Here is a 17,916-nt window from a genome sequence, read left to right as displayed (position 1 = left end):
ACCCTTTCGGGGGCGCGTTGGGACCGGATGCGACCGCTCGCGGTCAGGATGACCGTCATACGGTCGTACGACCCCGGGGATCCTTCTCCGCGCGGTCCATGACCGCGCGGAGAAGGATCCCGGCGGTCATGCCGTCCTCTCGCGGCGGCGCCCGATCACCTTCCTCACCAGCGGCCAGACCAGCAGGAGCACGACGACTGCGTACACGGTGACGGAGAAGGGTGTGTCGACCAGGCCGGCCGGCGAACCGTCGCTGATCTGGAGCGCGCGCCGCAGCTGCTGCTCGGCGGCCGGGCCGAGGATCACGCCGATGACGGCCGGCAGGACGGGCAGTCCGTACCGCCGCATCCCGAAGCCGACGAGGCCCACCGCCAGCAGGATGACCAGGTCGAGCGCCTCTCCGCCGACCGCGTAGGCGCCGACGGCGGCGAAGAAGAGGATGCCGGCGTAGAGGTACGGGCGCGGGATGCGCAGCAGCTTGGCCCACACGGGGGCGAGCGGCAGGTTGAGCGCCAGGAGCAGGACCATGCCGACGAAGAGCGAGGCGATCAGGCCCCAGACCAGGTCGGGTTCGCGCTCGAAGAGGAGCGGTCCCGGCTGGATGCCGTACTGCTGGAAGGCGGCGAGCATGACGGCCGCGACGGCGGTCGTCGGCAGCCCCAGGGTCAGCATCGACACGAGGGTGCCGGCGGCCGACGCGGAGGCGGCGGACTCGGGACCGGCGACGCCCTCGATGGCCCCCTTGCCGAACTGGTCCTTGTGCTTCGAGAGCCGCTTCTCGGTGACGTACGAGAGGAAGGTGGGGATCTCCGCGCCGCCGGCCGGGATCGCGCCGAACGGGAACCCGATGAAGGGGCCGCGCAGCCAGGACTTCCAGGTGCGCCGGACGTCGTCCCTGCCGAGCCACGGCCGTCCCACGGGGATGGCCTCGCCCGCCGTGCGGCGCAGATGCGCGGCGACCCACAGGGCCTCGCCGATGGCGAAGAGACCGACCGCGACGATGACGACGTCGACGCCGTCGGCGAGCTGGAGCGAGCCGAAGGTGAGGCGCTGCTGGCCGGTCATCTGGTCCAGGCCGATCAGGCCGATCGTGAGACCGATGAGGAGGGAGGCCAGGCCGCGGACGCGGGAGGAGCCGAGGACGGAGGTCACCGCGATGAACGCGAGGACCATGATCGCGAAGTAGTCGGGCGCGCCGATGTCCACGGCGAGGGCGGCGACGGTCGGGGCGAGGACGACGAGCAGGATCGTACCGACCATGCCCCCGGCGAAGTGGCCGATGGCGGCGGCCGCGAGCGCCTGCGCGCCCCGGCCGGCCTTGGCCATGGGATTGCCCTCGATGGCGGCGACGACGGCGGCGCTCTCGCCGGGGGTGTTGAGCAGGATGGACGTGGTGGAGCCGCCGAACATGGCTCCGTAGTAGATGCCGGCGAACATGATGAAGGCGCCGGTCGGTTCGAGTCCGTAGGTCACCGGGAGCAGCAGGGCGACCGCCATGGCGGGGCCGATGCCGGGCAGGACGCCGATGGCGGTCCCGAGGAGCACGCCGATGGCGGCCCACAGCAGGTTCATCGGGGTGAGGGCCGTACCGAAGCCGTCGATGAGCGAGTTCAGTGAGTCCATGGTCAGAGCACTCCCATCAACGGGCCGCCGGGCAGCGGGACTCCGAGCAGGTGGTCGAAGACGATGTAGGTGAGGAGGGAGAGGCCGGCGGCGATGAGGGGATCGCGTCGCGGGTGGCGGCTGCCCAGCGCGTAGGCCGCGCCCCAGAAGAGGAGGGCTCCGGCGACGGGGAAGCCCACCGGGCCGATGAGGACGGCGAAGGCGAGGAAGACACCCGCGAGGAGCAGGACCGTGCGCCAGTCGGCGGGCTCGGACAGGTCGACGTCCTCGCCGCCCTCGGCCTCGCCGCGGCCGCCGCGCAGGACGTCGACCGTGAGGAGGACGGCGACGACGAGGAGGCCGACGCCGACGACGATCGGCACGGTACGGGGGCCGACGGGGCCCCGCTGGGTGATGTCGACGGTCATGGTGAGGGCGTCGGTGAGGACGAGGACGCCGATGAGGAGGAGCAGCAGGCCGACGCCGAGCTCGGAGTGCTCGCGCAGCCAGGAGCCACGCTTCGGGGCCGCGGGGGCCCCGGCGGCCTCGGGAGACTTCTGCTGCCCCGGCACCGTGGGAGCCGTGGCCGTGTCGGCGGCCCTGTCCGTTCGGGGGGCCTCAGGCGTCCCGGTGCCCTCGGACCGGTCGGGGGTCCGGGGGGTCTCGGACCGGTCGGGGGTCCGGGGGGTCTCAGGGGTGTTCACAGTCCCAGCTCCTTCAGGACGGAGCCGACGCGCCGGTCCTGTTCGGTGAGGAAGTCCCCGAACCGCTCGCCGGGCAGGAAGGCGTCGTTCCAGCCGTTCTTCTTCAGCGACTCCCGCCACTGCGGGGAGGCGTGCAGCTCGCTCACCAGGCCGACCAGCTTGTCCCGTTCGGCGTCGGAGAGGCCGGGAGGGGCGACGATGCCGCGCCAGTTGGTGAACTCCGTGTCGAGCCCCGCCTCGCGCAGGGTGGGGGCGTCGAGCCCCGGGACCCGCTTGGCGCCGGTGACGGCGAGGAGACGCAGTTCGCCGGACTTGATCTGGTCGAGGTACTCGCCGACGCCCGAGACGCCGAAGGCGACCTTGTCGCCGAGGATGGAGGCGAGGAGTTCGCCGCCACCGTCGAAGGGGATGTAGTTCACGGTCTTCGGCGCGATGCCGGCGGCCTGAGCCATCAGCATCGGGGCGAGGTGGTCGGGTCCGCCGGGCGACGACCCGCCGCCGACGGGCAGCTTGCCGGGGTCCTTCTTCCAGGCGGCGAGAAGCTCCTGGATGGTGCGGTACGGAGAGTCCTTGCCGACCACGACGATGTCCTGCTCCTCGGTGAGCCGGGCGATCGGAGTGGTGTCGGCGAGGGTCTTCGGGGTCTTGTTCGTGTGGACGGCTCCGACGACGCCGAGGCCCATGGACATCGCGAGCCGGCCGTTGCCGTGCTCGCCGACGAGCCGGGTGAGGCCGACGGTGCCGCCCGCGCCGGGCAGGTTGAAGACCTCGATGCCGGTGGTGAGACCGGCGTCCTCGGCGTTCTTGGCGGCGGTGCGGGCCGTGATGTCGTATCCGCCGCCGGGCGTGTTGGGGACCATGAACCGCAGGCCCGGTATCTGCGTGCCGGTGTCGGAGCCGCTGCCGGTGGAGAGCAGCGGCGGCCCCACGAGCACCAGCAGCGCCGCCCCGAACAGGGCGAGGGGAGTGCGCAGACGCACGTGTGCCGCCTCTCGGTAGGTGAGTGAAGTGGCCCACATGTTGCCCGCGCGTTAAGAAGCTGTCTCTCTTCCGCAATCAACGGACGTTGTGGTCCTTGTGGTCGCGACCTAGCGTGGCGGCGTGACGAAGGTGCTGGTGGTGGACGACGACTTCATGGTCGCGAAGCTGCACAGCCGCTATGTGTCGACCGTGGACGGTTTCTCCGTCGTCGGTGTCGCGCACAGCGGCGCCGAGGCGCTGCGCGCCGCCGACCTGCTGCGCCCCGATCTGGTGCTGCTCGACATCTTCCTGCCCGACATGGACGGGATCAGCGTGCTGCGCGAGCTGCGCGGGGCGGGCCTCGGGGTCGACGCGCTGTTCATCACGGCGGCGCGGGACGCGGGCATGATCCGTTCGGCGCTGCGGGCGGGGGCGCTGCACTATCTGATCAAGCCGTTCAACCAGGCCGCCCTGCAGGAGCAGCTGCGGCACGTGGCCTCGCTGCGCAGCCGCCTGGAGGAGCTGGACGAGGCCCGCCAGGAGGACGTGGACCAGATCTTCGGCACCCGTCCGCCCGGTTCGCGGGAGCTGCCCAAGGGCCTGGCGGCGCCCACGGCGGAGCTGGTGGACGGCATCCTGCGGGCTCATCCGGAGGGTCTGTCGGCGACGGAGTGCGCGGAGGCGGGGGCGCTGTCCCGGGTCAGCGCCCGGCGCTATCTGGAGTACTTCGCGGAGACGGGCCGCGCGGAGATCACCCTGCGGTACGGAGGGACGGGCCGCCCGGAACGGCGCTACCGGCGCCTCGGCGGCTGACGGCCACCCCTCGGCCCCGGACGCGCCTCAGGGGTGCCGGCCTCCTCTCCGGGCGGCACGGCTCAGGGGCGCGGGTCTGCGGGTCCCCGGGTCCGGGCGGTGCGGTCAGGGGCGCCGGCCTCCCTCTCCGGGCGGCGCGGCTCAAGGGCGCCGCTCTCCCCCCTCAGGCGGTGCGGCTCACCCCGCCGGTCCCCCGCCCGCCGGGCGCTCGGGAGTGCGGCTCACGGTCCGCCCCCGCGCCGCCACGGCCCGGGCGAAGCGGGAGGCGTCGACGACGGCCGCGCCGCCGGTGTCGTTGTTGAAGTACGCGTACACCTCGGCCTCGTCCGGCCAGGCGTCGGCGAGGCGCCCGGCCCAGGAGGCCAGCGCCTGGCGGCCGTAGCGGGGCGCCGGGCGGGCGAGGCCGGCGTGGAACCGCACGTACCCCCAGGGCGCGGTCCGCCACAGCGGGGTCACCGGGCGCGATCCGCGGTCGGCCCAGCACAGCGCGCTGCCGTAACGCTCGAGCACCGTCCGCAGCGGACCTTCCGCCTCCCACCACGAGGGGTGGCGGAGCTCCACGGCGACCCGGACGGAGTCGGGAAAGCACCGCAGGCAGGCGTCCAGGGCGCCGACGTCCTCCCGGAACCGGGCCGGCAGCTGGAGCAGCACGGGCCCGAGCCGGTCGCCGAGCCCGGCCGCGCGGTCCATCAGGCGCGCCACCGGCTCCTCGGGGTCGCGCAGCCGTTTCAGATGGGTCAGATAGCGGCTCGCCTTGACCGCCATGACGAAGCCCTCCGGCGTCCGCTCCCGCCAGGACGCGAAGGTCTCGGAGGTGGGCAGCCGGTAGAAGGCGTTGTTGTTCTCGACGGTGGCGAAGGACCGGGCGTACTCCTCCAGCCACCGTCGCTGCGGGACCGCGGGCGGGTAGAGGACCCCGCGCCAGTCCCGGTACTGCCACCCGGAGGTTCCGACGCGTACGGGCATGGCCGGTCCCTCCTCTCGGAAGTGCGCGGGCCGTACCGCCTCGCCACGGCCCGGGCCCACGGTCGCTCAGCGGCCCGGCTCCACCGTCTCGTCACCGCCCGGATCCGGGCTCCCGAGGGGGCCCGTACGCGCTGTCCTGGAGGGGCCGGGCCGACCTTTCTATTGTGCCGCTTAGCGGCTCCCTAAGCGGCTCCACTCTGAGAGCGGACCGGAAACTTGCTGGTCAACGACCCTGCTCGCCGGTTTGACTCCCCACAGCGGTCGCCATCGGGGAGCCAAACTGGGAGCCACGGCGCTGAAGTCCGCCGGCCTAACTGCTCCCGCCGTCGGCCTCCGAGAAGATCTGGTCCATGGCTTCCGCGCCCTGGGTGATGACCGGGCGGATCTGCTTGCGATACACCAGTTCCGTGGTCTGCGTGGTGCTGTGCCCCACCACGCGAGCAATCACCTCGATGGGGATCCCGTGATCCGACAGAACGGATACGAAGCTGGTCCGGAGTTCTCTCGGCGTCCAGGCTTCGGGAGCCTCGAACCCGGCCTCCTTGAGCAAGGATCTGAACGCGCGCCGAACATCATGGGCAGTACGTTCCGCGCCACTGTCCGTGCCAAAGACGTAGTCGTCGTCACGGACTTCGAGTCCCAGCAACGTGCGCTGTGCTTGCTGGGCTTGCCGCAGAGCGCGCAGGGTGACGACCAGCTGGTGCGGCATGGCCAAGGTCCGGCGGCTCTTCCGCGTCTTGGTCTCTCCCTGGCGTCTCACGGAACGCCAGACCTCGACGTGCGGAACCGAATCCTCGGGCACGTCCAGCTTCACGTGGCTCCACGTAAGCGGGCGCACCTCCTCGGTACGAATGCCGACCAACAGCGAGAGGGCAAGGTATGCGTGGATCCAGGTGCCTGGCATCGCGGAGAGGGCCGCCTTGGCCTGAGGCAAAGTCAGGGACTTACTCGGCCGGCCCGTCTGGCCTTCAGGTGCCTCCACCAGCTCGGCCACGTTGCGGAGAACCTTGCCCCTCCGCTGCGCATGAGCGATCGAACGCCTCAGGATGGACAGCACCATCTGAAGAGAGCTGGTCGCCAAGACCATGGACTTCTCTTCCAACCAGTGGTCGAGCGCGTCGGCCTCCAGGTCGCGCAGCTTCGCCCTTCCAAGGTCGGCCACGATGTGGTTCTTGGCGAGGCTGCGATACGTGTCGATGCTTGCGGTGTCGCGACCTTTGAGACCGTTCTTCAGCCAGTCCGAAACGGCCTGCTCAACGGTATACGTGGCCGAGGTCTTGACCCCCGCCTCCAACTCCTTCTTGAGCTCCTTCAGCTTGTGTCGTACCTCGGTCTTCGTCTTGCCCGACACCTTGGGTCGATGCCGCTTGCCGGCCGGGGTGTAGCCGAGAGAGACGGCCCCGACGAAGCGGCCCTTGGACTTGTCCCAGTAGATCGAGTCTTCTCCATTGCCAGCCTTGCGGGGCCGGCCGGATGCTTCGGGCATTTGCGCCTTCCATAGGAGCGGGGCCGCACCTGGATCGGTGCGGCCCCTCGGGTGAACAGGTCAAGCAGCGGCTTCGGCCTCGCGCTTGAGGAGTTCGACGTAGTCGTCGATGTACTCGGTCGGTACGAGGCGCCTCCGTCCGATTCGGACGGTGCGGAGTCGGCCGAGGCGGATCTCCTCGTACGCCGTCGTCCTCTTGATGCTGAGGACTACGGCCGCGTCCTCGACTCGGTGCAAGCGGCGCTCCGAGGGAGGTGCGGCGGAAGCTCCGGTGGGCACCCGCACGGTCCGGATGGCGTCGTACGGCAGGTGTCGGGCGGGGGCTTCGAGATCAGGCTGCGGCTTCTGGGCGGTTGCCATCTGGCTCCTTCGGCTCGGTCCGGGGGCCGGAACCCCGGAAAGTGCTGACAGAACTGACAGAACCTCGCCGTATGGCCGCTGACCTGGGGGTTTGGCTGCTTCGGCCGCTGTGACAAAACCTCAAAAAACTCTGACAGAACCTCGGAAACCTGGGTTCTGTCACAGCGGCCCCGCCCTGTCCGGCGGGAGGTTTTTTGAGTTCTGTCGGAGTTTCCGGAGGTTTTGTCAGAGCTCCGGATGCGGCTGTTTTCGCAGGTCAGCGGCCATGTCGGGAGGTTCTGTCAGTTCTGTCAGTGGTTTCGGGGGTTTTCAGGTGGCGGAGGTGATGCGGGGGTGGGTCTCGTAGCGGGGGGAGGGCGGCCGGCCGCCGCGTGTGGTGCGGGGCGGCGGGGGCTGCTGGCGCACCCAGCCGTGTTCTTCAAGGAGATTCAGGGCGGGGTCGAGGTCGCTCATGGCGGGGAAATCACTGCGGGGCATCGCGCGGAAGAGGTCGCGTTTGGCGAAGGTGGCGGTGCGGGTCTCGCGCAGGTGGGTCAAAACCGTGTGGGCGGCTTCCTGGGCCGGGTCGGCCTTCATGGCGTCGAAGACGTCCAAGGCGTGGGCGGTGAAGTAGTCCCCGAGGCGGGTGGCGGCGGCCATCGTCTCGGCGGCGATCGGCCGGGTCCAGGCATCCTCGGGGTGGGCGGCGACGTGGAGCAGCCCGGCGATGCGGGCGACGGCTCCGTCGCGTTTGCTGGCCCAGTTCACGATCGGCGCGAGGGTTCCGTCCTTGCGCAGACGGGATTCAGTGACGCGCTGGTAGGCGAGCAGGACGGCGTCGGCCTCGGGGGTGAGGGCCAGGGCGGCGGTCTCGGTCCAGGCCGCGAGGGTCAGGGCGAGACGGCCGAGATTGTGGGCGTAGGTGGCGGCGGTGTCAGGGCTGAGGAGCCTCGGGGTGAGATTGCGGTAGCCGACGAGAGAGGCGGGCTTGGAGTAGAGGAACCGGGCGAGCAGACCGCGTCCGTCGGCGCCCTTGATCTGCCCGATGGAGTCGAGGACGTCCGGCTGCACGGCCAGGCCCATGGTGATGGCGGGGTTTTCGATGTACTGGGCCTCCCTGGCCTGGCGGTTGACGCGGGCCATGTCGCCGGCGTGGCCCTTGAGGAAGATCCCCATGTTCGGGGCGCCGGAGTAGCGTCCGGCGATGATCTCGAAGATCTCGCCTTCGGGAGACAGGATCGAGATCCGTCCGTCCTGCTGGGCGAGGAGGGTGGTCAGGCTTTCGGCGGTGACGTCGTCGGCGATGAGCTGCGGCTCGGCGGGGATGACGGCCGCCCGCTCGGCGGCCTGGGTGAGCGAGACGGCCTGGGCGGTCAGCTCGGCCAGCTTGTCGGCCTCGGCGTTGGCTGCCTGCTTCTCGGCCTTCTCCGCGGCGGCCTTCGCGATGCGCGCGGCTGCGGCGGCCTCCGTCCGCTGGGGGGCGGTGAGTTCGATGAGGGCCTGCTCGGCGGCGAGGAGAGGCTTGGTCATGAGTCCGAACACGGCGCTCTTGCGGTTGCCGGGCGGGAGGGCAACGGCGGTGTAGAGGTTGACCGGCTCGCTCCACTGCCCGCGCACGGTCACGGTGAGGCGTCCGCCGGCGGCGGTGCCGATGACGGCAAGCGCGAGGCACCCGGCGAGGTCGACGGGTGTCTGGGTCTCCTCGGCGACCTCCGCCGCCATCGCGCCGAGCCAGTCGGGCAGCGCGTCCACGGGGAAGGCGGGGAGCTGTCCGCGCGGGTTGATGGGTACGGGTTCGTCCCACACGGGCCCGGCGACGTCCTCAGCGGTCATCTCCTCGAACCCCGCCCACAGCTCAGGGTCATGCGTGCTCATGCGGAGTTCCTTCCTTGGCGGCGAGTAGGGGGCAGAGGTTGCGGTGGGCGGTGTGGTCGGCGATCAGGTCATGGACCTGGCGGTGGCCGACGGCGCTGCGGTCGCGTCCGCAATCGCACCGTGAGGTGGCGGTGGGCAGGGCGCCGCGGCCGGGTGCGGTGATGTGGAGCATGCCGACGATCCGGGCCCCGGCGGCCGGGTACGGCATAGGGATGGAGGGGACGCCTTCGGCGACGCCCTTCGGGGCGCCTACCAGCCGCAGGTGCCGCAGCCGTTCGGCGCCGCTGAGACCGGAGGGCGCGGAGGTAGTGCTTTTCAGGCGGGGAGTGGGGCGGGGGCTCATGCCGTCTCCCGGGGCCGGGCGGTACGGATGGACCAGTTCAAGGCGCTGCGCAGGGTCGAGCGGCACTCGGCCGGCCGCAGACCCGCCGCCTCCCCCGCCGCCTGAAAAGCCTCCTCAACCACGTGCCGGTCGAGGTCGCCCCACGCGACGAACCGGCCCACGGCGCGCGCGGCCCGGAACAACTCCGCCTCCCTGCCACCCTCCCGGGCGGCAGCGACGGCGGCGGTCTCGCGCTCCAGCACCACGTCCGCGTAGCGGCTCACCCGCGTCGGGAGTGCGAGGCGGACGGGCCGGGTGGGCTTCTCCTGGCGCGTGAGGGTTTCCATCAACCACGGGGGCAGCTCGGCCACGGGAGCGTCGTCCAGGACGGTGTACAGCCCGGTGGGGGTGGTGCTGCCGGGGGCGACGACGTATCCGCCCCAGGCGCGGGTGTCGATGTGCCGGCCGAGCTTGCCCGCGCTGTTGGTCAGGCGGATTCCGGTGGGGGCGGTGAAGTACAGGTGTGCTCCGCCGCTCGCGGTCCGGACCCGGTAGGTGGTGGGGACGGCCTGCCCGGCGCGCTCGCAGAGCGCCTGCAAGGAAGTGGCGCCGTCAGGCGTCCCCTTCGGGTCTTTCGGCTTGAGCGTGTCGAGGTCGACCACGAGCAGCCCGGCCGGGCCGGTCGCGATCCCGACGTTGTACGGCCGCGCGCTCCACGCGGCCCGGATCAGGTCCGGGTCGGTGGTGGCGCGCTCCTCGGGCTTGCGGTGACCGTCCGCGCACCGGCCGGTGCCGGGGCAGTTCGCTTCGGGGTGGCCGGCGGGCCGCTTGTCCCAGGGCCGCAGGGGGAACACGGGCCAGCCGCGTTCGGCTGCGTCCAGCGCTGCGCGGAGCAGCGCGGGACGGGGGTCATGGGTCATGCTGGGTGTCTCCAGTTCTCTCAAGGGTGCTGGATGAGGGCGGCCCCGGTTCTTGGCGGAATGGGGGGCCGCCCTCGGTCTTGCTGGTCAGGCAGCGAGTTCGGGCTGGTGCCAGGAGGGCAGGTCGTTCAGGATTGCGGCACGCGGGCCCAGCCAGTCGGTGTGGCGGTCGAAGACGATTAGCCGCGAGGCGGGCGCAGGTGGTCAGAGCGATGTCAGAGCTTCCGGCTACCGTCGCGGGATGATCAGCTACGGGATCCGCCTTACGCGCGAAACTTTGTGCGCGTGTGAAGGGTGTGGCGTAACCGTCCGGTACCTAGGCGAAGGACGACGCAAGGGGCACTGCCTTAGCTGTAGCCGGAGGGCTCGCCAAGGTGGCCGGTACAACCTAACTGCGAGCGACGTGATAGCCATCCTGGATTTCCAGGGAGGCGTTTGTGCCCTGTGCGGCAACGGCCCTGAAGGGGAAGCAACCTCCACTCCTTGGCACATCGATCATGATCACGAATGCTGTGCGCCTTCTGACGCAGCATGGTCCATAGGCGGAGGGTGCGTCCGGGGCTTGCTATGCAACGGATGCAATTCCCGAGGGGTCGCCTGGTACGAAGACCTTCCTGCAGACCGCAAGGACTGGGAGCGCATGAACAACTACCTAAGCGATCCACCAGCCCGTCGCCTTCAAGCTGCTGGACGGCTGAAGTTCCGCTCACCGGACTTCGCACGTAACTGTGAGTACCGCAGGCGTTTCAACGAACGCTGACCGCTCCGACCACGGACTCAGTACGCGCAGATGGGTATCAGTGGTGGTCTACGGTTCCGTGGGCGCGGCCGAACAGACCGGTCGCGGTGATGTTCTGCGTGATGTGCGTCGCTCCGCCCCCTCGGCCCCTGCGGGCGCCTCGGATGAGGAGGGGGACGGCGATGACAGCGGCGACGATGAGGGCTGCGGCGGACCAGAGGGCTCGGCTCATGGCGATGAGTCCCGGGGCTGCGTAGGAGAGTCCGATTCCGGCGGCGGCCACACCGGCGCCGATCGTGGGAGCGAGCAGAGCGGTGGTCTTGGCCCAGCCGGGGATCGGCTGCCCGACCGCAGCGGCCGGGGCCGGTGGGGCGGGCGGTTGGGTGTAGGCGAGGGTGCGGACGCCGTTGGGGAGCGTGACCCAGTCGACGCCGGGCGGGATCTCGGCGGGCTGGATCACCGGCTGCCGCATGTTGGTGGGGAGGGTGATCGGGTCGCCGTAGCGGGTGGGGGTGGTGATCTCGTACGTGGGTTCATGGGCCACGACTCGGGTCCTTTCAGCGCGGTGGGCGGTGCCTCGTTGTGAGGCACCGCCCACGGGGGTCGGTGACGCTGTGTGGTCGTAGTGGGGTGCGGCTACTGGGTAGTGGCTACTGGGGTCCCCAGTAAAAGAGCCCGATGGGACGGCCTGTACGCCTCAGTGGGGCGCCTACCGGGTAGTGGGGCGCGCCCCACTACCCGGTACTCGGTAGCTCTCTGTAGAGGCGTCTGGGCGTGTCCCCAGCGCGTCTAGGCGTGGTCGGGGTGGACGTAGACGGAGTGCGGGCCGTTGTCCCGGTAGGTGAGTTGGCCTCGCTCGGCTGCGGCTTTGAGTCCCGCCCGCACGGTCTTGCGGTCCCTGCCGACCGTGTCGGCGACGGCGGAGGGCTTCATGCCCTCCGGCCCGGCGGCCTGGATCGCCTCGATGGCCGTCGGCAGCCAGTCCGGACCCCCGGCCGCTTCCCGGTCCTTGCGGAGCGCGGTCAGGTTCAGCCCGGCCGGGGGCTGGTCTTCGGGGTCGTCGTCGGGGTCGGCGATGGTGCCGAACTCGGCGTCGATCTGTGCCATGAACTTCCGCGCGAGTGCGTCCTCATCCGCCTTGGACTGGCCGGTGGGCGGCTGCGTGCTGCGGTGGGCGGACAGGTTCAGCCCGTTCGGCTTCCCGGCCGGCGACGCCTGCCCGTCGTCCTCGCCGGTGGTGGTGGGGTGGTGGGCGCGCATCCATGCGGTGCGGGTGGTGTCCCACCTGCGCGCGTAGTCGGGCCCGGCGGCCTTGGCGGAGACGTCGTCCAGCCTCGGGTGGAGGGTGGTGGTGGCGTGGACGATGTCGCGGATCTGGCTGGGCTTGATTCGCCAGGATTTGAACAGGGCGGCCGGTGATTCGGGGGTGCCCATGAATCCGGCGCCCTTGTAGGGGGCCTGGTCGACCTTGAGCCCTCGGGCGTTGGGGAAGACCTTGGACAGGTCCATGCCCTCGACTTCCCCGCCGGTCAGACAGACCCGGGCTTTGGCCTCGCGGCGGATCATCAGGTTTCCCAGCACCGACCCGGTCGCCCCGAGGGCGGTCAGGACGGTGCGCACGGCCATGGCGCGGAGCATGCGGATGACTTCGAGGATCTTTGCGGCGAGCTTGCGCATCTTGGGGTCGTTGCTGGCGAGGATCTCCGCGCCTTCATCGATCACGAGCATGATCTGCGGGATCTTCGCCGAGACGGGAAGCAGGTCGGTGTTCGCCTGGGCCATGAGGTCCTGGTAGGCGACCTTGCGCTGGTTGCCCACTCGCAGGGCCGCGTCGAGCATCAGCATTGCTTCCTCGTAGGAGGAGGCGAGCCAGTCGATGCCGGGCCGGGTCTCCTGCTCGGGGTTGCTGTTGGCGTCCAGGGCGGGGCGGATCCAGGGCAGGCCGGCCGATCCGGCGTTCAGGTCGATCACCCAGGTCAACATGTCCTTGGCCCGGGCGAACCCGGCGAGAACGGTGTGGAGGAAGTTGGTCTTGCCCGAGCCGGTCGGCCCGACCACCAGCGCGCACTGCTCGCGCAGGTACGCCTTCACCTCCCGGCCGTCGGTTCGGACGCCCCAGGGCAGGCCGGTGAGGCTGGACAGGGGCGTGTAGTCCTCGGGGTAGGGGATCTCCCCAGCGAGGACGTTGACGGTGGTGACGTCGATCAAGACCCGGCCCTGGTCGATGCCCCGCGACGCGGTCGCGGTGCAGCCGTGCGGCAGCCGGGCGTCCGCCGAAAGCCGCGCCGTCTCCTTGGCGATCCGGTCGTAGGTCACCCCGCCGGGCGGGAGTTCGGCGTCGATCGTGAACCCGGTCCCCGTCGGCCACTGCTCGACGGCCAGCACCCTGAGGGTGATGTTGCAGACCCGCTGGACGCGGTCGACCCACTCGGCGGCGATCGCCCGGCGTTCGGCGGAGAGTTCGCGGGCGACCTGCCGTTCAGCGGCTGCCAACGCTTCGAGTTCGCGTGCTTCTTCGTAGAGGCCGGTGGAGCGGGCTGCGGCCCCCATCCCGACGCCGATGGTGGCCAGGGAGCCGAGGGCGGCCCAGGTGAGGGGGCCGGTGGTGATGGCCCAGGTGGTCCATCCGGCTCCGACCAGCCAGGACGCGGCCCGCATCGCGATGGTGCGGGCGGCGAGGCGTTCGCGGAGGCTGGAGATGGTGTGGCCGATGGCGCCGGCGGCGCCGGCGGCGAGGGCCCATCCGGCGGGCATGCCGGTGGCGGCGCCAGTGGTGGCCAGGGCGAGGGCTCCGGTGGTGGCGGACAGGGCGCCGGTCACGGGTCCGTGACCGGCCGCCCAGTCCCACACCGGCCCCGTCGGGGTGGCGGTGTTGTTTGCCATGGTCAGACGTTCCATCCCTTCTCGGCCTCGGGTCCGTTGCGCGGGTCCTCGTGGCGGGCGATGTCGGCCTCGTGGGCCTGGCGGAACACCGGCCCCATGTCCTCGGCGACCGCGACCGCCGACATGACGGCGCCGAAGATGTCGCTGAACCCGTCCGCGACCTCCTTCTCCAGCGGGAACTCGGAGTCGGCGCGCTCAGCCAGGATCCGCATCACGTTCGCCACGCTCGTGAGCGCGGCCGGAAGGCTCTCGACCATGGCGAGGATCTCCATCGCGCTGTCCGGCTCGTAGGACTGCGCGGCGGACTCCATCTCGGCGGCCTGCTCTTCGAAGTTGAACCCAGACATCAGAACTTCCTCACTCGAATCGGTGGACGTACCGGGGCCGGCCGGACGCTCGGCCTGGTCCCCGACCTGCTCGTTGTCGTGCTCGGTGGCTTCCGCGTCGGCGGCGGCCTCCTCCGTTTCCTGCTGGTCCCGGATCTCCTGGTCACGACCTTCGCGCTCCTCGCGGGCCTGCTTCATGAGGCGGGCGAACAGGCGGCGGCCGGGCTGCTGCAGCCAGGCCCAGCCGAGCTTGCGCCCCAGCGGGGTGGTCAGCACCCCGACCAGCCCGAGCGCCCCGGCCAGGAGTGCCGCGAGCAGGCGACGGCCCTGGAACCGGGCCGCCGACCGGCGCAGCGCCTTCCGCGCCTTCTGCCGCGCGGGGGCTTTGCGGACGGCGGAACGCTGCGCCGCTACCTGACCGGCCGCCTTGGTGTCGGCGGCCTTGCGGAGCCTGCCAACCGCAGCGCTGCGTGCTTTCCCGGCCGCGTTCGTGCCCCGAGCGACCGCCCGCCCCACCGGCCCCTTCCACGCGACCGATGCGGCACGGGCCTGGGTCTTCGCGGCACGCCGGGCGTCGGCGACCTGACGGCGGGCGGCCGTCGTTCCCGCCCGCTGCGCGGCTTTCGACGGGTTGGCCGTCCGGGACTGCTCGCGCAGCGCCTTGACCTGACCGACCCGCCCCAGCGGCTTCCCCGCAGAGGTGCCGGGCCGGGTGGAGCCGGACGTACCCGCCGCCGCCTTGCGGCCGCCTCGTGCCGCCGTGGCGGCGCCGGGAGCGACCGGGCGGGCGGCCTTTCGTGCGGACTTGCTGCCGGCGCCGCTTCCCCGGGCGGTCGAACCGCCCGCGCGCTTACCCGCAGCGGCAGCTCGGTTCGACTGCTGCGGCACCCGGCCGACAGCACCGTGTCGGGCCCCGCGACCAGCACCACGGGCGGACAGTCGGGCCTTTCTGGCCTTCTCGGTGGACTTGCCCGGCTTGGTGTTCTTGCGGTGGGCGGCGGTGGCGCCGAGGACGACGGCCCCGGTCGCCGCGATCGCCGCGGCGATCGGCCCGCCGGCCAGAGCGGCGGCCCCGAGCAGGGACGCAGTCGCGTTCGCCCCAGTCAGGGCGAGCGGAACGACCGGCCACCCGCCCGGCGTGTGGTCCAGCTCTGCCGTCCTCGCGGTCTCGGACGCGGCCGGCGGGGACTGAACGGGTGCCGGTTCGGGAGCGGGTGTGGCCTCGGGGGCTACTACCGGCTCGATGCGGACATCGGTCATGCTGTGAACCTCCCTTTGGGAGACGAGAGGGCCCGGCCGGGACTGTGGAGGAAGCGGCCGGGCCCTTTGGCTTCGTGCAGGGCTAGAGCTGCGCGACGTTGTGCCCAGGGATGACGTAGATGTCGGTGACGAAGTCCGCGTGGGCCCAGCGCTCGGGCCCGAAGTGCAGCGCGATGACGGACACCGGGTTCCCGGCGCGGTCGGTGGTCTCGTACTGGCCGACCCACTGCGCGTCCTTGCGGTCGATGACGATCCAGCGCAGCGCCAGATCGGTGCGCGGGGTCCGAGTGGCCAGGGCCACGGGGGTGGTCTCGTCGGTGCGGCGCAGGACGGTGTTCATCGTGGTGGCGTGCGTCATGAGGTCTCCTCGGGTGAGGTCAGACGGTGGTGTGGGGTGCGTCCGCGCACGGGACGCACAAGCCGAGCGAGGGCGGGATGCGGTATCCCGCGTCCCGGCCGCACTCGGGGCAGATGCGGCGGGCCGCGTTCGCCCGTTCCAGGGCCGCCCACCGGGCCGGGGTCATGGGGCGGACGGGCTTGGCCTGGTCGATGCGGTAGAGGTTGGCGACCAGCGGCCCCCGCCGCCGGCGAGGGCGTTCGAGCTGCGCCACGACCGGCTGACCGCCCGGCCGCAAGCCCCGGGCACGCAGCTGCCGGAACGTGGCGAGCCCGTCGGGGGCCAGGCGCCACCGGTAGACGGGGAGGGTGCTCACGACGCGGCCCCTTCAAGAGCGCGAGCCGTGGGCGCGGTGTTTTGGTGGTCGCGGAGTTCCTGGTAGCGGGTGGAGACCCAGCCGACCGACCAGCCGCACAGCTCCGCGGCCTGCCGGACCGGAAGCCCGGCGTGGAAGGCCGCGGTCACTGCCTGGCGGGCCCGGTCCTCGGGGAACTTCTCCGTCGCCGGACCGGCCGCGAGAAGTTCAGCGCGTTCACGCTCGGCCCGCTCGCGGCGCTCGGCCTGTTCACGGGCGGCGGCTTCCTCCCGCTCTCGCCGCGCCTGCTCGGCCCGCTGAGCGGCCTCACGTTCACGGGCCTGGCGCTGCTGTTCACGCTCCCGCTCAGCCCGTTCACGCGCCTGCTGCTGGTGTTCACGCTCGCGCTCAAGGCGTTCACGCTCTGCCTGCCGAGCACGCTCGGAGGCCTCGGCCTGCTCGCGTTGCTCCCGGCGTGCGCGCTCCTCCCGCTCGGCCTGTTCACGGGCCAACCGGGCTTCGTGGTCACGCTGTTCACGAGCCAGCCTCTCGGCGTGCTCACGCTCCTCCCGGGCCCGCCGCTCCCCCGCCTCACGTGCCTCGCGGGCGGCTTGCTCGCGGGCTGCCTGCTCGGCCTTCCTCTCGGCCTCCAGGGCCGTCAGAGCGGCGGTAATCGCCCGGCGGTACGCCAGGCCGGTCTCCGCCGTGACGATCAGCAGCAGCGGTGCGACCGCGTGCACGGCCACGCCGACCAGGTCTTTCCGCAGTGCGGAGTCGGCGACGTTCAGGGCCAGGGTCATGCAGCCGGTCATCCACCGCAGCACCACCGGCCACCGGCCGCCGTGCCCGCCCAGGCGGGCCAGGACGGAGTCCAGGCGGACGACGATCACGACCGCCGCGTCGACCACGAGTGGCAGGATCGGCGCGGTCCAGTCCCACTCGTTGGCGGTGTGGGCCGCCATGAGCGGGGTCACCGTGAGGACGGAGTAGAGCATCGCGCCGGACACGATCAGCCACGTGCCGACCGACAGAGCCCGCTCCGCTGAACGGATCTGAACACTGTTCACGGCCCGACCTCCGCCCGTGAACGCCCCGCCGCCGGGGTGGGGATCCTGGCGAAGGCGACCAGACTCAGCCGCGCGCCGGCGTAGTCGGCCTCGGCCTCCAGGACCCGGGTGCGGCCGTCGCCCTGAACGTGGTGGGTGACGTTTACCGGGTCGATCCCCAGCGCCTCACGCCAGGCCTCGAACCCGGCGCAGTCGTTGTGGAACGCCAGCGTCAGCAGGTCCGGGTAGACCGTGGACACCGACACACACGGGGCCGGAAGGTGCGGGTACTCCACGCTGAACAGCCGCAGAACAAGCAGCGGCGCGTTCAACGCGGCGAGCGTCTGCGTGCTCACGCGGCACCGCCCGACTGCGCCGCCGTGACGCGGTTGCTCAGGTCGCGGCGGACGGTCAGGACCCGGTTACGGGCTCGGCGGATGCGCCGGGTGTCCAGCGCGGTGGCCGGCCGGTCCAGCAGCGGCAGCCGCGCGTCGAGCAGCTCGACCTCCGCCAGGATCAGCGGCATCTCGGCCTCGATCGCGTCCAGCTCCGCATCCGACGGCTCACCGTCGAACGGGGTAGCTGTAACGAGCTTTTGAAGTGCAGCGATGGACTTCATAGGGTCGTGCTCCCTTCCATGAGGAACGGCCCGAACCGAGGCCCCGGAGTTACCGCTCCGGGGCCTCACGCCGTTGGAACCACCCGGCTCCCCTCGACCCCGCCCGTACGACCGAAGCCAGACGGGCGGAGGAGGCAACCGGCCGCAGTTTGAGCTGCGGTGGGCCGTGCTGCTTCAGGCCTCCAATGCGCGTGGTGCCCCTCGCCCCGAGGAGGTCCTGGTTCTCGGGGTTCGTGGGGGTCTTGTTTGCCCACGCGGTTCTTTAGAGCCGATGGCGTGTCCCCCTGCGGGGTGTGAGGCCCGGTTGTGACGCGGGCCCGGTCTCGATCGGCTGGTCTCCACTCACTCGCCGGCCTCATCACGG

Annotated in this window: 19 protein-coding genes; 2 read left to right on the top strand and 17 right to left on the bottom strand. The window is 71.3% G+C overall.

All coding sequences use genetic code 11. The features are described from left to right. Positions 1–126 precede the first annotated feature (126 nt). From ACZ68P_RS18510 to ACZ68P_RS18500, 3 genes are all read right to left on the bottom strand, one after another. Positions 127–1,623 carry a tripartite tricarboxylate transporter permease gene (locus ACZ68P_RS18510; RefSeq protein ID WP_471007322.1) on the bottom strand — a complete coding sequence of 499 codons (1,497 nt, stop codon included), beginning with the start codon at positions 1,621–1,623 and terminating at the stop codon, positions 127–129. A gap of 2 nt (positions 1,624–1,625) precedes the next feature. Continuing rightward, complete coding sequence (locus ACZ68P_RS18505) at positions 1,626–2,174, bottom strand: tripartite tricarboxylate transporter TctB family protein (RefSeq protein ID WP_471007726.1); 549 nt, start codon at positions 2,172–2,174, stop codon at positions 1,626–1,628. A 128-nt stretch (positions 2,175–2,302) separates the two neighbouring features. After that, the gene (locus tag ACZ68P_RS18500) at positions 2,303–3,286 is read right to left on the bottom strand and encodes a Bug family tripartite tricarboxylate transporter substrate binding protein (protein ID WP_471007320.1); all 984 of its coding nucleotides are present in this window, start codon (positions 3,284–3,286) and stop codon (positions 2,303–2,305) included. A gap of 121 nt (positions 3,287–3,407) precedes the next feature. Between ACZ68P_RS18500 and ACZ68P_RS18495 the strand changes: the two genes are divergently transcribed. Further along, a complete protein-coding gene (locus ACZ68P_RS18495; protein WP_471007318.1) occupies positions 3,408–4,079 on the top strand; it encodes a response regulator in 672 nt (223 codons plus the stop codon). A 177-nt stretch (positions 4,080–4,256) separates the two neighbouring features. Here the strand turns inward: ACZ68P_RS18495 and ACZ68P_RS18490 are convergent, their stop codons facing one another. The 6 genes from ACZ68P_RS18490 to ACZ68P_RS18465 form a co-directional block, all read right to left on the bottom strand. Beyond that, positions 4,257–5,045 carry a DUF72 domain-containing protein gene (locus tag ACZ68P_RS18490; RefSeq protein WP_471007315.1) on the bottom strand — a complete coding sequence of 263 codons (789 nt, stop codon included), beginning with the start codon at positions 5,043–5,045 and terminating at the stop codon, positions 4,257–4,259. Between the two features lie 310 nt (positions 5,046–5,355). Further along, positions 5,356–6,531 (bottom strand): site-specific integrase, encoded by a 1,176-nt coding sequence (locus tag ACZ68P_RS18485; protein ID WP_471007312.1) that lies wholly within the window; start codon positions 6,529–6,531, stop codon positions 5,356–5,358. 60 nt (positions 6,532–6,591) lie between these two features. Then, positions 6,592–6,891 (bottom strand): helix-turn-helix domain-containing protein, encoded by a 300-nt coding sequence (locus tag ACZ68P_RS18480; protein ID WP_471007311.1) that lies wholly within the window; start codon positions 6,889–6,891, stop codon positions 6,592–6,594. A gap of 309 nt (positions 6,892–7,200) precedes the next feature. Next, positions 7,201–8,745 carry a YfjI family protein gene (locus ACZ68P_RS18475; RefSeq protein WP_471007309.1) on the bottom strand — a complete coding sequence of 515 codons (1,545 nt, stop codon included), beginning with the start codon at positions 8,743–8,745 and terminating at the stop codon, positions 7,201–7,203. Then, positions 8,732–9,088, bottom strand: coding sequence for a hypothetical protein (locus ACZ68P_RS18470; protein ID WP_471007307.1), 357 nt, complete (start codon positions 9,086–9,088; stop codon positions 8,732–8,734). Before ACZ68P_RS18470 ends, ACZ68P_RS18475 begins: the two co-directional genes overlap by 14 nt. Beyond that, entirely contained in the window at positions 9,085–9,987 is a 903-nt protein-coding gene (locus ACZ68P_RS18465) for a bifunctional DNA primase/polymerase (protein WP_471007304.1), read from the bottom strand. Before ACZ68P_RS18465 ends, ACZ68P_RS18470 begins: the two co-directional genes overlap by 4 nt. Positions 9,988–10,228: 241 nt before the next feature. Between ACZ68P_RS18465 and ACZ68P_RS18460 the strand changes: the two genes are divergently transcribed. After that, entirely contained in the window at positions 10,229–10,747 is a 519-nt protein-coding gene (locus ACZ68P_RS18460; protein WP_471007302.1) for an endonuclease domain-containing protein, read from the top strand. 37 nt (positions 10,748–10,784) lie between these two features. Here the strand turns inward: ACZ68P_RS18460 and ACZ68P_RS18455 are convergent, their stop codons facing one another. The 8 genes from ACZ68P_RS18455 to ACZ68P_RS18420 form a co-directional block, all read right to left on the bottom strand. Further along, a complete protein-coding gene (locus tag ACZ68P_RS18455) occupies positions 10,785–11,270 on the bottom strand; it encodes a hypothetical protein (RefSeq protein ID WP_471007300.1) in 486 nt (161 codons plus the stop codon). Positions 11,271–11,515: 245 nt separating this feature from the next. Further along, positions 11,516–13,609, bottom strand: a complete 2,094-nt coding sequence (locus tag ACZ68P_RS18450) for a hypothetical protein (RefSeq protein WP_471007298.1) — start codon at positions 13,607–13,609, stop codon at positions 11,516–11,518. A 2-nt stretch (positions 13,610–13,611) separates the two neighbouring features. After that, positions 13,612–15,195, bottom strand: a complete 1,584-nt coding sequence (locus ACZ68P_RS18445) for a hypothetical protein (RefSeq protein ID WP_471007296.1) — start codon at positions 15,193–15,195, stop codon at positions 13,612–13,614. Between the two features lie 82 nt (positions 15,196–15,277). Then, positions 15,278–15,553 carry a hypothetical protein gene (locus ACZ68P_RS18440; RefSeq protein ID WP_471007295.1) on the bottom strand — a complete coding sequence of 92 codons (276 nt, stop codon included), beginning with the start codon at positions 15,551–15,553 and terminating at the stop codon, positions 15,278–15,280. A gap of 19 nt (positions 15,554–15,572) precedes the next feature. Further along, a complete protein-coding gene (locus ACZ68P_RS18435) occupies positions 15,573–15,908 on the bottom strand; it encodes an RRQRL motif-containing zinc-binding protein (protein WP_471007292.1) in 336 nt (111 codons plus the stop codon). Beyond that, on the bottom strand, positions 15,905–16,954 hold the full coding sequence (locus tag ACZ68P_RS18430) for a DUF2637 domain-containing protein (protein ID WP_471007290.1): 1,050 nt from the start codon (positions 16,952–16,954) through the stop codon (positions 15,905–15,907). Before ACZ68P_RS18430 ends, ACZ68P_RS18435 begins: the two co-directional genes overlap by 4 nt. Then, positions 16,951–17,289, bottom strand: a complete 339-nt coding sequence (locus tag ACZ68P_RS18425) for a hypothetical protein (protein ID WP_471007288.1) — start codon at positions 17,287–17,289, stop codon at positions 16,951–16,953. The genes ACZ68P_RS18430 and ACZ68P_RS18425 overlap by 4 nt, the downstream gene beginning before the upstream one ends. Continuing rightward, on the bottom strand, positions 17,286–17,552 hold the full coding sequence (locus tag ACZ68P_RS18420) for a DUF6284 family protein (protein ID WP_471007286.1): 267 nt from the start codon (positions 17,550–17,552) through the stop codon (positions 17,286–17,288). Before ACZ68P_RS18420 ends, ACZ68P_RS18425 begins: the two co-directional genes overlap by 4 nt. Positions 17,553–17,916: the final 364 nt, after the last annotated feature.

Source organism: Streptomyces sp. NPDC036822, assembly GCF_055609145.1.
This window is presented reverse-complemented; position numbering and strand designations above follow the sequence as displayed.